Origin of the sequence: Roseburia rectibacter (genome assembly GCF_014287515.2) — a bacterium.
Classification (GTDB): domain Bacteria; phylum Bacillota; class Clostridia; order Lachnospirales; family Lachnospiraceae; genus Roseburia; species Roseburia rectibacter.
The window spans coordinates 1,773,094-1,786,607 of sequence record NZ_CP092473.1 but is presented as its reverse complement, the minus strand read 5'-3'; the positions used below and the strand labels follow the sequence as shown (position 1 = coordinate 1,786,607).

Sequence of the window (13,514 nt, the reverse complement as noted above, 5' to 3'; positions counted from 1 at the left end):
CCATTATAAAACGTATAACATTACTTTTTTGTCAAAACAGGAACTGCAAATCCTAAAAATCATCCCTTATTTTCGACAAGTGATCATCTGTGCTATACGAAAAAAGAGATCTACACATTTTGTCAATGCATAAATCTCTTTTCTGATGTACATAATTATCTTATATTTATTTTCTTGAATTTTTAAGGAAATCCGGGATTTTAATATCCATCGGCTGTACCGTACTCTCTGGCTGGCGTGGTCTTTGGATACCGGAGAATGTCGGTGTTGTTGCCTGTGTCTGCGTATGTGCCTGTACACTTGCACCAAGATTTGCTGCCTGTCTGTTAATTCCAGGTGTTCCAACCGGTCTTGTAACGTTCGCAGTATTTCCATAACGGAGATCCGGCATGATCTTGCTCTTTGGTGCCGCCTGGGCATTCTCAAGTCCTGTTGCGATAACCGTGATGGTTGCTTCATCTGTCATGGACTCATCATACTTCGCACCGAAAATAATATTGGCATTATCACCTGCAAGATCCTGAACATAACTTGCGGCATCGTTCGCATCCATCAGGGAAATATCACCGGATATATTAATGATAACATGAGATGCACCATTGATCGTTGTCTCTAACAGTGGACTTGCAACTGCAAGTTTAACTGCTTCGATCGCCTTGTCATCACCCTTTGCATTACCAATACCGATATGTGCCATACCCTTGTCCTTCATAACTGTGGAAACATCGGCAAAGTCAAGATTGATCAATGCAGGCAGATTAATGAGGTCTGTAATTCCCTGAACAGCCTGCTGCAACACTTCGTCAGCCTTCTTCAAAGCATCCGGCATAGTTGTACGTCTGTCAACGATCTCCAAAAGTTTGTCATTCGGGATCACGATCAGAGTATCAACGCTCTCTTTTAAACGGTCAATACCGGAAAGTGCATTTAACATACGCTGTTTTGCTTCAAATTTAAATGGCTTTGTCACAACGCCGACCGTTAAGATTCCCTGCTCTTTTGCAATCTTAGCAACAACCGGTGCTGCACCTGTTCCGGTTCCACCGCCCATACCACAGGTTACAAAAACCATATCCGCGCCTTTTACTGCTGCAGATAATTCTTCCATGCTCTCCTCAGCGGCTTTCTGACCGATCTCAGGCTGTGCTCCAGCTCCAAGTCCTTTCGTCAGCTTCTCACCGATCTGAATCAGTGTCGGTGCTTTGCAGAGTGCCAAAGCCTGTTTATCTGTGTTTACCCCGATAAACTCGACTCCCCCGATACTCTCATCAATCATTCTATTTACAGCATTATTACCAGCTCCTCCTACTCCGATCACGATGATCTTTGCACTGGTATCCGCTTCTGTTGTCTTAATCTCCAGCAAGGTAGTTCCTCCTTCATTTAGCTTAAAAATTTACAGCTAAAAAACTCATATACACTATAATATAATTTTTCTTACAATTAATCAACTGATTTTTCAAAAAAGATTACACTTTTTTTACAGATCTGCACGGTCAAACACAATATCTGTCGTATCCGGCGTCCATGTTTCTAAATGAAGTATACCGGACAGTCCCGACAGTTGTGGCATAATTGCGGAAAGTCTTGCAATTTTCTGTGTCAGATAATCCTCTGAGCCAACATTGACTGTAATCGTTCCGTAGGTAAGCTGTGGCTGCATTGCACTGTCATAATGGATCTCTTCCGGTTCCAGCTCATATTTTTTCAATAATTGTGTCAATGTCAGAAGATTTCTCAGCAGATTCGAATCCTCAAGCGGCAGTTTTTCATATAAAACCACACTGTCGCAGGTAACGCCTGTGATCTTTGGCACTCCCTCGATTACATCCGATGAAGTTTCCACAACAAATCCGTCTTTATCAAAATATGCATACTGCCCAAGTGTATCTATATAGAAACTTCCGAGAATGCCTTTTTCCGTAACAGAAATCCGCAGTGTATGTGGATCATCCAGTGAAATTTCCATTGTATCTACAAACGGCACCTCTCCGATGTCCACAAACCGGTATTTCAGGTCTACATACAGGCTGTTCCACGAATAATCATCATCCAGCACCATATTTTTAATCTGATCGGCTGAATAAAGACTGTTTCCTTCTACAACCACATTCTGAACTGTAAACACCTTTACCACGATCAGTGCAGTAAGTGCTGCCAGCATCAGAACCACTAAGAATATACAGGCTCCAATTTTTCTTCTTTTTTTTCTTTTTCTCTGTTCTTTGATTCTCATAATCAGGCAACCTCTAATTTAATTCCCCTCGATACAGAAAGCGCCAGACCCATCTCTGCCAACAAAATCGATATGGATGTTCCTCCATAACTGATAAACGGCAGTGATACACCCGTATTTGGAATTGTATTCGTAACAACCGCAATGTTGAGTAATACCTGAATCGCCAGATGTGCCATAATTCCAACTACGATCAATGCTCCATAAAGATCAGAGGCATTATTTGCAATGATCATCAGACGCCAGATAATAAGCAGGTACAACAATATCAGACAGACTGCGCCAAAAAGACCAAGTTCTTCACATATAACAGAAAAGATCATATCATTCTGTGCCTCCGGGATAAATCCCAGTTTCTGCATACTCTCTCCCAATCCTTTGCCAAAAAGCCCTCCGGAACCGATCGCATATAATCCCTGCAGCGTCTGATACCCTTTTTCATAGTCCTCCGGATGCAGCCAGATCATAACACGCTCTGCACGGTAAGATGCCAGCAGAATAAACAGAGTGCCAGCCAGACCTACTCCTATTCCCATGATGATGAACTGTAAATATTTTGGACTTGCAACAAATAACATGCAGACAGCAATTCCAAGGATAATAATTGCCGTACTTAAGTTATTATACGCAACCACCGCAAAAATCGGCAGAATAAAAAGCATGATCTTAACCAGGCTTTTAAATTCACCAATACGTTTTGGTGTTTTATAGATGATCGTCGCAAGGAAAATTATAACCGCGATTTTCGCAATCTCAGATGGCTGGAACTGGATCGGTCCGATCCTGAACCATCGCGACTGTCCTTTTGCACTTGTTCCGACAAAAATAACTGCTGTACATAACGTCAATGCCACAAAATACGCAAGCGTTGAAACCTGCATCCAGAACTTATATGGAATTTTCGAAATAAATAACATTGCTGCTATTCCAAGTGCGCTTGCATACATCTGCCTTTTCACATAATATGCTGCATCGTTAAATCTTGTCGATCCATAATAAGAACTGGTACTGTATAACATGATCAGCCCAAAGCACAGCAAAAATATAATCAGAAATAACAGGCTGTAATCAAAATACCGGATCGCTTTTTGTTTTTTTTCATTTTCCCGTCTTCTTGCCATAATTTTTCCTCATTTATATAAAACCTGTCTGATCAAACCCTGATTCTTTATTCCGGCAGTTCCATGACATATTGCCGGAACAGATCTCCACGCTGCGTATAATCCTTAAAATCTCCCCAGCTTGCACATGCAGGCGAGAGCAATACTGCTTCCCCGGTTTCTGCCAGTCTGTAACAGTTGTCTACCGCTTCTTTTAATGTATCACAACAAACGATATTCCCAAAACCATGCTTTTGTGCACATTCTGCGATTTTTTCTTTCGTCTGTCCAATTAACAAAAGATATTTTACTTTTCCCTCAAAGCTGTCAATCCACTCATCAAATTCAAGTTCTTTATCATACCCACCGCCGATGAGCACCGTTTTCCGGTTCATTGCCCTGATTCCGCGAATTGCCGCATCCGGATTTGTCGCTTTAGAATCATTATAATACATAACACCATGCAATTCCCGCACAAATTCAATGCGGTGTTTTACACCCTGAAACTCTTTTAACACGCTCTGTATCACATCAGCCGGTGCTCCCATGCAAAGCGCAGCACCGGAAGCCGCCATGACATTTTCATAATTGTGTGTTCCAAGAAGTTTCAGTTTATCTATGTCTATCAGTTTTTCCGGTTCTTTTTCCTTCTGAGCTATCCAGATCGCGTCATTTTTCAGATATATTCCCTCTGCTAATGATCTTTTGCTGCTGAAAAACAATACCTTTGTTTTAAGCGTTTCTGCAAAAAAACGAAGTATTTCATCCTCATAATTGAGTATACATACATCATCCATTGTCTGACACTTTGTAATACTTTCCTTTGCCCGGATATATGCCTCCATGGTGTGATGTCTGTCAAGATGATCCGGCGTGATATTTAAAATTGCAGAAACGGAGGGATGGAAAGTTTCCATTGTTTCTAACTGAAAACTGCTGATCTCTGCCACTGCAATGGTCTGTTCTGTGGTTTTTTCAACGATCGAAGTATATGGGATACCAATATTTCCAACAACAAATACTTCCGGATAACATTTCTTTAGGATTTCTCCCACAAGTGTTGTCGTTGTCGTTTTGCCGTTTGTACCCGTAATTGCTGCAACCCGCCCTTTTGCAAGCCGGTATGCAAGTTCTGCCTCTCCCCATATCGGTATGCCGGCATTATATATCTTTTGCATTGCCAAAGAATCAAGCGGTATGCCGGGGCTTACCACAGCAAGCTCCATTTTATCAACTGCCTCATCCGGCAATTCTCCTACCCACAACGGGCAGTCCGAAAATACCGGATACGTTTTTTTCCAGGCAGCAGTATCGAACTTTTTGTTTTCATCGAACAGAAAGACGCTGCACCCAAGTTTCTTTAGTAACGCCCCGGCGGCAATCCCACTTTTTCCAAGTCCTGCCACCAATACCTGTTTTCCTGTCAGATCCATGCATTACTCCATTTCCACATGTGATTTTTATTACATTGCAAGCAGTGCGATCAGGCACAAAATTGCTGTCGTGATAGAAAATACAGCAACAACTCTTGTCTCAGACCATCCGCCAAGTTCAAAATGATGATGAATCGGTGCCATACGGAAAATACGCTTTCCGCCGGTTTTCTTAAAATAAGTCACCTGAATGATAACGGATAAAACTTCCACCAGGTAGATCAGACCCACGATCAGAATAAAAAGAGGCATCTGCATCATATATGCTGTTGATACTACAAAGCCACCCAGTGCCAGGGATCCGGTATCTCCCATAAATACACTTGCCGGATATACATTAAACAGTAAAAATCCAAGCAGTGCTCCCACAACAGCACAGGTGATCGGTGCAATTCCTGCATTAGTTCCGATTGCTACAACTGAAAAGAATGTTGCAACCATGATCGTAACGCTTGATGCTAATCCGTCAAGTCCATCCGTAAAATTCGTTCCGTTTACGGTGCCGACTACCGCAAAAAACAGAACCGGAATTGCCAGCCATCCAAGATCTAAGTATTTTCCCCCTGAGAACGGGATCAGCATGGTAAGTGCCACACCGGAATATTTCACCATGTATACAGCAAATACACCTGTGACAATGATCTGAAGAATCATCTTCTGCCATGCCAGCAGTCCATCTGAACGGCGCAGCACAACTTTTAAATAATCATCCAAAAATCCGATCACACCAAATCCGACTGTCATAAACAGAATCGGAATGATCTTCGGATAATCTTTGACATAAAACAGGGATGTTATGATAATACTTGCAAGAATCATCAGTCCCCCCATTGTCGGGGTTCCGTTTTTCTTTAAATGGGATTCAAGTTCTTTTCGTTCTGTCTGACCTACCTTGAGTCTTCTTAAGAAAGGAATCACAACTGGTCCTAACAGTGCACTGATTGCGAATGCAATAATTACCGGTATTACAATTTCATATGTCATAATAATCTCCATTCTTGCGCCGGTTTTGCGCTCATGTACTTTTTTAACAACACAATAGTATACGTCATTTTTTATCATTTCGCAAGATACGGCAAAATGTTTTCCATAATTTCTTTTGCAACAGGTGCCGCGATCTGCCCTCCGTAATAAGTTCCTTTCGGATCGTTGATTACAACGAGCACTAAAACTTTCGGATCATCCGCAGGGGCAAATCCAAGAAATGACGAGATGTATTTATGTTCACTCCTTGGAAGTGTCTGTGAAGTAGCAGTTTTTCCTCCAATGGAAAAACCTTCTATTTTAGCATTCTTTCCACTGCCATCAGAGACAACCCTCTCTAACAGATAACGCATTGTTTCCGACGTTTCTTCCCTGCAGATGTCATTTTTTGTTTCATATCTCAATGTTTCTACCTCATTTTCCCCTTCTCCTGTGATTTTTACCCCAAAATGCGGCGTGATACGGTGTCCCCCATTTATAATAGAAGAAACAGTAGTCACAAGCTGCATCGGCGTGATCTGAAAGGACTGCCCGAACGATATGGTTGCAAGCTCTACCGGACCGACATTTTCTTTTTTGTGCATGATCGTTGCCGCTTCTCCGGGCAGATCCACATTTGTTTTCGACAGCAGTCCAAACTGTCTGAAATACTTATAAAAATTGTCAACCCCAAGTCTTTCTCCAAGTTCGATAAATACCGGATTACATGAATTCATAATTCCTGTTTCAAACGTTTCTGCCCCATGTCCGGTCGTCTTGGCACACCGTATCCTCCGGTCCTCCACCAGTTTATATCCGGGACAGTAAAAATTATCCGTCAGCTTAACGACTCCCTGTTCTAATGCTGCTGCCGCTGTAATGATCTTAAATGTGGAACCCGGTTCATAAGTATCACTGATACATTGATTTCTCCACATCTGGTTCAAAAGATCCTGTTTTTTCTCCGCAGGAATATTTTCCTCATTGATCAGTGTAAACGGATCATTCAGATGAAACTCCGGATAATTTACCATTGCATAGATTTCTCCATCTGACGGATTCATCACGATAACAGACACATATTTTGCATCTTTTTTGATATAGGTCTTCTCTGCCGCCTGTTCACAGTATAACTGTATATTATAGTCCATGGAAATATTAAGGTCGTATCCGTTGACCGGTTCAAGTCTCGTCTCCCCTGCATTTTCAATCTCAATCCCCCTTGCATCTGTAAGTGTAAGTATTTTCCCATTCGTCCCCTGAAGATAAGAATCATACTTTACTTCAAGTCCCACAATTCCCTGGTTATCACCACCTGTAAATCCCAATACTTTTGATGCTAACGTATCGTAGGGATAATACCGCTTATAATCTTCGTCTACTTTGATCCCCGGAAGTTTATATGCCCGTATCTTATCTCCTGTCTCTTTTGGGACATTTGTCTTTATGCGCTCTATGGAGCTCACCTTTTCCACACGTTTCCGCACTGTTTTCTCTGGTAGTTCAAGTTCTTTTACCAGTGCAGTGATCACTGCCTCTTTATCTTCGATCTGGCTGTGTATGACCGATATGGTGCAGACCGACTTGTTAGTTGCAAGTACCACACCGTTTTTGTCTAAAATTTTTCCTCTCGCTGCCTTAATATCACGCTCCCTCTCATGCAGATTCTGCGCCTTTTGTCCATAATATCCGGAGCAAAATATCATAAGATACACCAGTCTTCCAAGTAAAAATAAAAGCGCCAGAAATACAACCGTAAACATTACCATGATCTTTTTCCGATGAAATGTTTTACTTCTATAAAAAGGAAGTTCCTGCTGCATATATAAAAACCTCACAAAAGTTTTCATAGCATTTTATTCTTACTTTTGTGAGGTTATGTATTTTGTTTTATACTTTTCTTTACTGCTGACCTTCATCTGCCCCCGGATCAATATCTTCGGCTGGCTGTTCCCCCGTATTCTCCGGCAGTTCATCCGTCGTATCCGGCACATCCAGACTCTCCTCAGCCGTAGAGTTTGCAACATCGGCTGCCGTCACATCACCGACATCGCCTTCGTCTTCACCTTTGATTCCCCATCCTTCATGAATACCGGTAGTATCTTCATCCCGGTATATATTCATATAAGGAAGAACCTCCTCTAAGATCTCTCTTACGATATTCTGTGCATAAGTACTGTGGAACTGTTCTGCAACATTCGGTTCATCCACAACACAGTAAATGACAAGCTGCGGATCTTCCACCGGCGCAAATCCGATAAACGACACCAGATAATTAATGCCATCACGTCCTGCTTTCTGGGCTGTACCGGTTTTTCCTCCCATGGAATATCCATCTACCTTTGCAGTTACTGCAGTACCGCCTGTGACCGTAGAATACATATACTGTTTTAAGGCATCACTCGTTGACTTCGATACCGTCTCCCGTAAAAGGGTTGGTGTCACTTCACTGATCGTATTTCCGCTTTCATCCGTTATCCTTTTCACAACATGCGGCTGATAAAGACTTCCACCATTGACCAGAGAACAATATGCCGTGGCAAGCTGTATCATCGTCGTATTGAAATTCTGTCCAAACGCATTGGTTGCAAGATCGACTGGTCCCATATTATCTGCCGTATAGATCAGGGAATCTGTTCTTGCTTCTCCTGGAAGATCGATCCCCGTTCTTTGTCCAAAGCCAAATATCTGCTGATATCTGGTGAAAATATCACTCCCCAGACGATAGGATATCTGCATCATCGCATCATTGCAGGAATTCATAAGTGTCTGTTCAAGTGTTTCCATCCCATGTCCGCTTCTGTTTACACAGTGGATATCATGTCCACCCACATGCTCATATCCATCACAGTAAAAACTGTCTCCCGTCGAAACCTTGCCCGTTTCAAGTCCTGCCGCCACCGTAAATGGTTTTGCAGTAGATCCAGGTTCATAAGTATATGTTGTACAGAAATTCTGCCAGATTTTATTCAAGGCATCCATCTGTGTATCTTCGTCCATTGCATCAATCTCTTCCTGCGTATAATATGCCGAAAGATCTCTTGGATTGCTCAGATCATAATTCGGATAATTAGCCATTGCAAGAACATCCCCGTTATTCGGATTCATGACCAGTACTCCGACATGGCTAGCCCCAGGCTCTCCCTCGCGGTAATTCCCGGTATAGGCTTCATTAAAATCTGCAATCTTTTGTTCTACCACAGACTGGATATGGGAATCGATCGTAGACACAACTGTGTTACCATTTTTCGCAGCTTTGATAGTCTTTTCAAAGTTATTATCTGTATTTAAATATCCGTACTCTCTTCCATCCACACCGTTTAAAGTTTCATTGTAATACTGTTCAAGACCGTTCACACCAACGTTTCCGGAAGCTGTAAATCCTACAATAGAGCTCGCAAGTGCACCATACGGATATTCCCTTTGATATTCCTTTTCAAACCACACACCCTTGATATTGGGATTTATCTTTTTTCCTTTTTCATCCACAGCTTCCTGCATTTCAACAAATGGCTGTATTTCTTCGTAAGATGCCTTTTTCTTCAGCACGATATAACGGCTGTCATTCTGCTCTTTCGCGTAACCATACAATGTATTGCTGTCCATATCCTCAAAGCAGCTTGTAAGCGCCTGAATTGTAGGCTCAATATACTCCTCTTTGCTGGTCATGACCGAACAGTCTAAAATGACATTATAAACGGCGATACTGGTTGCAAGTACAGTACCCTTGCTGTCCACAATATCGCCTCTCTGATACGGAATGGTCTGACTGTCATATTCCTGCTGTGACAAAACAATTTTTTCGTATTTATCACCGCTGGTATGTTCAATATACATAAGTCTCCCGATCAGCCCTGTCAGTAAAACTGCAATCGCACTGAACATAACGACCAGTTTTTTCTGCATGCGTCTCGGAAACTTCAACCATGGTTTTCTTCTTCTCTTTGCTGCCATCCTTACCCCTGCATTTCTTATATCACAGTATCAAAACATGCATTCTATTTCTGCGGTATTTCACTGTACTGGTTCATAAAATCATCATTGTCAACAGTATAATAGATAATCTGGGATTCTTTTGCATATGACATTCCAAGCTCATTTAATGCTTTTTCCCTGACACTGTCAAGGTCTACAGACATACGGATTCTCTTATATGCCTCATCATTATCTGCCTTTAAATCAGCGATCTGGCTTTCTAAATTGCTGATCGTATTCATTCTTGCCGTCATATCTGACTGTATTTTTATGTAGGTTCCTGCAAATACGCCAAATACGATCACTGCCATGGTAAGAAATATCACATAACTCTTGCTCATCCGAAGCTGACGTTCCTGATTTCTTCTTACCTGACGTTTTCTTCTACGCAGTTGTTCTTCCCGTTCTCTTTCTTCTCTTTCCCGTCTTTCTCTTCGGTAATCAGGTACTGCTTCCATGCGGCGCACCGTATTGCCATCCACATAATAATTTCTTCCGGAAGCTCTCCTCTCCGTCTGATCTCTCATAATATTCCTCCCTAACTATCTTCGTTCAAATACACGAAGTTTTGCACTTTTTGACCTCGAATTTTCTTCCAGTTCCTTCTCCGATGGAAGAATCGGCTTTCTTGTAATCACTTTTCCTTTTGAAACTTTTCCACAGACACAGACCGGAAAATCACTCGGACAGGTACATGGGTTTTCATTTCTCTTAAAATTTGATTTTACAATACGGTCTTCTAACGAATGGAATGTAATAATGCAGATCCTTCCACCCGGATTCAAAAGATCGATCATCTCATCTAAATGATCTCTAAGCACTTCAAGTTCGTGATTTAACTCAATACGGATCGCCTGAAATGTACGCTTTGCCGGATGCCCTCCGGTTACCTGTACTTTCATCGGAATAGCTGCCCGTATAATAGCTGTCAGTTCTCCTGCTGTCTCGATCGTTTTCTTTTGACGTTCCGCTACAATATGTTTTGCAATATTTTTTGCAAATTTATCTTCCCCGTAATCACGTATAATACGGTATAAGTCCATTTCACTGTATCCATTGACAATATCTTTTGCTGTCTGGCTCTGTCTGTCATCCATACGCATATCAAGCGGTGCATCCGGTTCCCGGTAAGTAAATCCACGCTCTGGTGTATCTAACTGGAAGGAAGAGACACCAAGGTCAAGTACAATACCGTCTACTTTGTCCACTCCGATCGCGTGCAGTTCTTCTTTCATATTGGCATAGTTGCTGCGGATCAGTGTCGCTTTATTTCCAAACTCTGTAAGGCGTTCCCCGGCTGCCCTGATCGCATCTGCATCCTGATCAATGCCGATCAGTCTTCCATTTTCCCCCAAATGCTTCAGGATCTGATAAGAATGTCCGCCACCGCCTAAGGTTCCGTCCACATAGATTCCATCCGGTCTGATATTTAAATTTTCGATTGTCTCATTTAATAATACAGAATAATGATGAAATTCCACTGTCCTCACCTCTAAATGCTAAATCCTAACTCTGCCATATGTTCTGCGATATCATCCATCTCGTCCTCATCATAAGTATTTTCCAGCCATCTGTCTTTATCCCAGATTTCCACACGGCTCAGCACGCCGACTAAGACGACATCTTTTTGTAAATCAGCGTATTCCCTCAAAACCGGCGGAAGTAAAATTCTTCCCTGCTTGTCCAGTTCTAGTGCCGCTGCTCCTGCGAAGAAAAAACGCGAAAATTTTCTGGCGTCCTTAGAGGTCATGGAAATCCCCCGGAACTTTTCTTCGATGTTGTGCCACTCTTCTTTGGTATACACAAATAAGCATCCATCCAATCCCTTTGTCACTACAAATTCATCGCCAAGCTGCTCTCTGAACTTTGCAGGGATGATCAGTCTGCCTTTTGGATCCACTGTGTGATTGTATTCTCCCATGAACATAACACAAACACCTGCCTTTAAGTGGAACTAAAATCCTAAAGATCTGATCTTCCACCAAACAGGATCTCATCTACCACTTTGTACCATTTCGTACCACTTTCCTCCACATTTATATACATCTTAAACCACTCTTAAGAAAAAATCAAGAATTTCCTTGATTTTCCAGTGGTTTTTTATGGTAATGTCGCTAATTTGTTGCACAAAAAAAGAACGGTAGTACCTTTGTCCTATCGTTCTTATAAATAATATTTTCCATATTCGACTGTCTGTCAGCTCATCTGTACCTGCTGTTTTCTCTCTAAGTATTCTTCGATCAGCTTGTCTAGTTCCGTACTTTTTCGATAATATTCCTCGAATTCATCGTTCTGTAAAAATGATTGATTGAGTTCTGATCTGACAGACTCAATTTCTCTTTGAATTTCTTCGATTCTGTTCATATGAATCCTCCTTAACTGCCAAGATTCCTATGCCACTTTCATCGCGTTGCTGGCGGTTTATAGTACTTATGACACCCTTTTCTCTGATATTTACATATTACTCCTAAATCATGCAAAAATCAATCAAAACAGCATGCCACTTCTCCCCATTTTTCGACAGCAGCTATTGCAATTTTCCACTTTATGAGTGTTTCAGACGGTGATTTTCGCTCTTTCTCGCAAGAACTTCTATCATTCCTTCAATCGCCTTACGATTCACCTCAACAATATGTGTAATATCATCTGAAACATCATGTTTTCGCTCAATATAATCATCATGCGCTTTCTGGATATAATCGCAGAGAGCTTTTGCATCCATAAAATGTCCACCCGGCACATGTTGTCTCTCAGCTTCCCCGCTTTTGATATAAGATCTCAGATCACGTTTTAATTTTTCTTCATAAGAGCAGTGATCCTTGAATCCTCCCGGATATATTTTGTTGTGTGGAAATGTAAAATAATCTGCAAGATAATGACTGACCTGTCCTAAATCCCTGTAATATTTTCCACCCTTTTTATTCATAACCTTCTGTCCTTCCGACAACCGGGCAATATGCTTTTTCACATAAGGGAACGTTCCATTGATCTCATGCCTTTTATAAACAAAAGAAGGTTTGATATCAGGAAGAACACTTCCAATGTAAAACGACAACCTATGTTTTTTTAATTCTTTGTCGTCAAGACTGTTTACGATATATTTTGCAAGAGAAATATGAGATTTTTTCCTCATTCTAAAAGCCTCCCATTCCAGTGCATCCCTGTCATACAAAAATGTAAGCTATGATCATGACTTATTTCCTACTCGCATTATACGTCCCATCTGATTGAAATACAAGTTAAGAATTTCTGAACATTTTCTGTACGTTCTGTGTCGGATTTTATATCTACCATAAGAAAAACCGGAGACTTTTCAATACAAATCTCCGGTTTTCCATGCAAATCTGTTGTTATGAATTACAGCAGAAACTTGCACATTCTGTATCCCTGCAGTTACATGCATCACCGCCCGCGATACCAATATGCTCTGCATCACACTTTTCTGCCTTATTGAAGACACAATTTGTAGCACAGCATGATACATCAATATTTTTCGGTGCATCTTTCGTTACATTCTTTGCGCATTTATCCCCACGCTCCACAAAACTTCCGCAGCAGGTATCTTCACATTCTTTTGCGTCTTCTCCCTCCACTTTGATACTGCCTTTGTGGCAGCAGTTTGCCTCATTGTAAATACAGCCTGTAACTGAACAATCCAGAATTGTCATTTTTTCTCCTTTCATCCCTTATAAAAAGGGGACAGTCTTTCGTATTTTTATCATTTCTTTCGCAATGATCTGACTGTCTGGTATTAGTTTCTCTCTTTTGGGGAAATTTATGCCTTTCCGGCAGATTAGAGAGCATATT

At 41.5% G+C, this 13,514-nt stretch carries 13 protein-coding genes; all 13 read right to left on the bottom strand.

The window, feature by feature from the left end:
* Nucleotides 1-166 precede the first annotated feature (166 nt).
* Nucleotides 167-1,366 carry a cell division protein FtsZ gene (ftsZ, locus tag H8S51_RS08415; RefSeq protein ID WP_186899552.1) on the bottom strand — a complete coding sequence of 400 codons (1,200 nt, stop codon included), beginning with the start codon at nt 1,364-1,366 and terminating at the stop codon, nt 167-169.
* Between the two features lie 114 nt (nt 1,367-1,480).
* Nucleotides 1,481-2,236, bottom strand: coding sequence for a cell division protein FtsQ/DivIB (locus H8S51_RS08410; protein ID WP_117919195.1), 756 nt, complete (start codon nt 2,234-2,236; stop codon nt 1,481-1,483).
* A 2-nt stretch (nt 2,237-2,238) separates the two neighbouring features.
* Nucleotides 2,239-3,357, bottom strand: a complete 1,119-nt coding sequence (locus tag H8S51_RS08405) for an FtsW/RodA/SpoVE family cell cycle protein (protein WP_117919193.1) — start codon at nt 3,355-3,357, stop codon at nt 2,239-2,241.
* 47 nt (nt 3,358-3,404) lie between these two features.
* On the bottom strand, nt 3,405-4,769 hold the full coding sequence (gene murD / locus H8S51_RS08400; RefSeq protein ID WP_186899551.1) for a UDP-N-acetylmuramoyl-L-alanine--D-glutamate ligase: 1,365 nt from the start codon (nt 4,767-4,769) through the stop codon (nt 3,405-3,407).
* 30 nt (nt 4,770-4,799) lie between these two features.
* Nucleotides 4,800-5,753 (bottom strand): phospho-N-acetylmuramoyl-pentapeptide-transferase, encoded by a 954-nt coding sequence (gene mraY, locus H8S51_RS08395; RefSeq protein WP_118209043.1) that lies wholly within the window; start codon nt 5,751-5,753, stop codon nt 4,800-4,802.
* Between the two features lie 74 nt (nt 5,754-5,827).
* Nucleotides 5,828-7,582 (bottom strand): peptidoglycan D,D-transpeptidase FtsI family protein, encoded by a 1,755-nt coding sequence (locus tag H8S51_RS08390; protein ID WP_186899550.1) that lies wholly within the window; start codon nt 7,580-7,582, stop codon nt 5,828-5,830.
* 52 nt (nt 7,583-7,634) lie between these two features.
* Nucleotides 7,635-9,686 (bottom strand): peptidoglycan D,D-transpeptidase FtsI family protein, encoded by a 2,052-nt coding sequence (locus H8S51_RS08385; RefSeq protein WP_186899549.1) that lies wholly within the window; start codon nt 9,684-9,686, stop codon nt 7,635-7,637.
* A gap of 44 nt (nt 9,687-9,730) precedes the next feature.
* Nucleotides 9,731-10,234 (bottom strand): hypothetical protein, encoded by a 504-nt coding sequence (locus H8S51_RS08380; RefSeq protein ID WP_118208986.1) that lies wholly within the window; start codon nt 10,232-10,234, stop codon nt 9,731-9,733.
* A gap of 15 nt (nt 10,235-10,249) precedes the next feature.
* The gene (gene rsmH / locus H8S51_RS08375; protein WP_118208987.1) at nt 10,250-11,188 is read right to left on the bottom strand and encodes a 16S rRNA (cytosine(1402)-N(4))-methyltransferase RsmH; all 939 of its coding nucleotides are present in this window, start codon (nt 11,186-11,188) and stop codon (nt 10,250-10,252) included.
* A gap of 11 nt (nt 11,189-11,199) precedes the next feature.
* On the bottom strand, nt 11,200-11,634 hold the full coding sequence (gene mraZ / locus H8S51_RS08370; RefSeq protein WP_117919182.1) for a division/cell wall cluster transcriptional repressor MraZ: 435 nt from the start codon (nt 11,632-11,634) through the stop codon (nt 11,200-11,202).
* Nucleotides 11,635-11,903: 269 nt separating this feature from the next.
* Complete coding sequence (locus tag H8S51_RS08365; RefSeq protein ID WP_117919180.1) at nt 11,904-12,071, bottom strand: Spo0E family sporulation regulatory protein-aspartic acid phosphatase; 168 nt, start codon at nt 12,069-12,071, stop codon at nt 11,904-11,906.
* 181 nt (nt 12,072-12,252) lie between these two features.
* The gene (locus H8S51_RS08360; protein WP_118208988.1) at nt 12,253-12,840 is read right to left on the bottom strand and encodes a zinc dependent phospholipase C family protein; all 588 of its coding nucleotides are present in this window, start codon (nt 12,838-12,840) and stop codon (nt 12,253-12,255) included.
* 217 nt (nt 12,841-13,057) lie between these two features.
* On the bottom strand, nt 13,058-13,375 hold the full coding sequence (locus tag H8S51_RS08355; protein WP_117919176.1) for a DUF1540 domain-containing protein: 318 nt from the start codon (nt 13,373-13,375) through the stop codon (nt 13,058-13,060).
* Between the last annotated feature and the right edge of the window lie 139 nt (nt 13,376-13,514).

Coding starts and splice junctions, on each gene's coding strand:
- H8S51_RS08365 (WP_117919180.1), bottom strand. CDS start 12,071: ATGAACAGAATCGAAGAAATTCAAAGAGAAATTGAGTCTGTCAGATCA.
- H8S51_RS08360 (WP_118208988.1), bottom strand. CDS start 12,840: ATGAGGAAAAAATCTCATATTTCTCTTGCAAAATATATCGTAAACAGT.
- H8S51_RS08390 (WP_186899550.1), bottom strand. CDS start 7,582: ATGAAAACTTTTGTGAGGTTTTTATATATGCAGCAGGAACTTCCTTTT.
- mraY (WP_118209043.1), bottom strand. CDS start 5,753: ATGACATATGAAATTGTAATACCGGTAATTATTGCATTCGCAATCAGT.
- mraZ (WP_117919182.1), bottom strand. CDS start 11,634: ATGTTCATGGGAGAATACAATCACACAGTGGATCCAAAAGGCAGACTG.
- murD (WP_186899551.1), bottom strand. CDS start 4,769: ATGGATCTGACAGGAAAACAGGTATTGGTGGCAGGACTTGGAAAAAGT.
- H8S51_RS08380 (WP_118208986.1), bottom strand. CDS start 10,234: ATGAGAGATCAGACGGAGAGGAGAGCTTCCGGAAGAAATTATTATGTG.
- H8S51_RS08385 (WP_186899549.1), bottom strand. CDS start 9,686: ATGGCAGCAAAGAGAAGAAGAAAACCATGGTTGAAGTTTCCGAGACGC.
- H8S51_RS08405 (WP_117919193.1), bottom strand. CDS start 3,357: ATGGCAAGAAGACGGGAAAATGAAAAAAAACAAAAAGCGATCCGGTAT.
- H8S51_RS08410 (WP_117919195.1), bottom strand. CDS start 2,236: ATGAGAATCAAAGAACAGAGAAAAAGAAAAAAAAGAAGAAAAATTGGA.
- H8S51_RS08355 (WP_117919176.1), bottom strand. CDS start 13,375: ATGACAATTCTGGATTGTTCAGTTACAGGCTGTATTTACAATGAGGCA.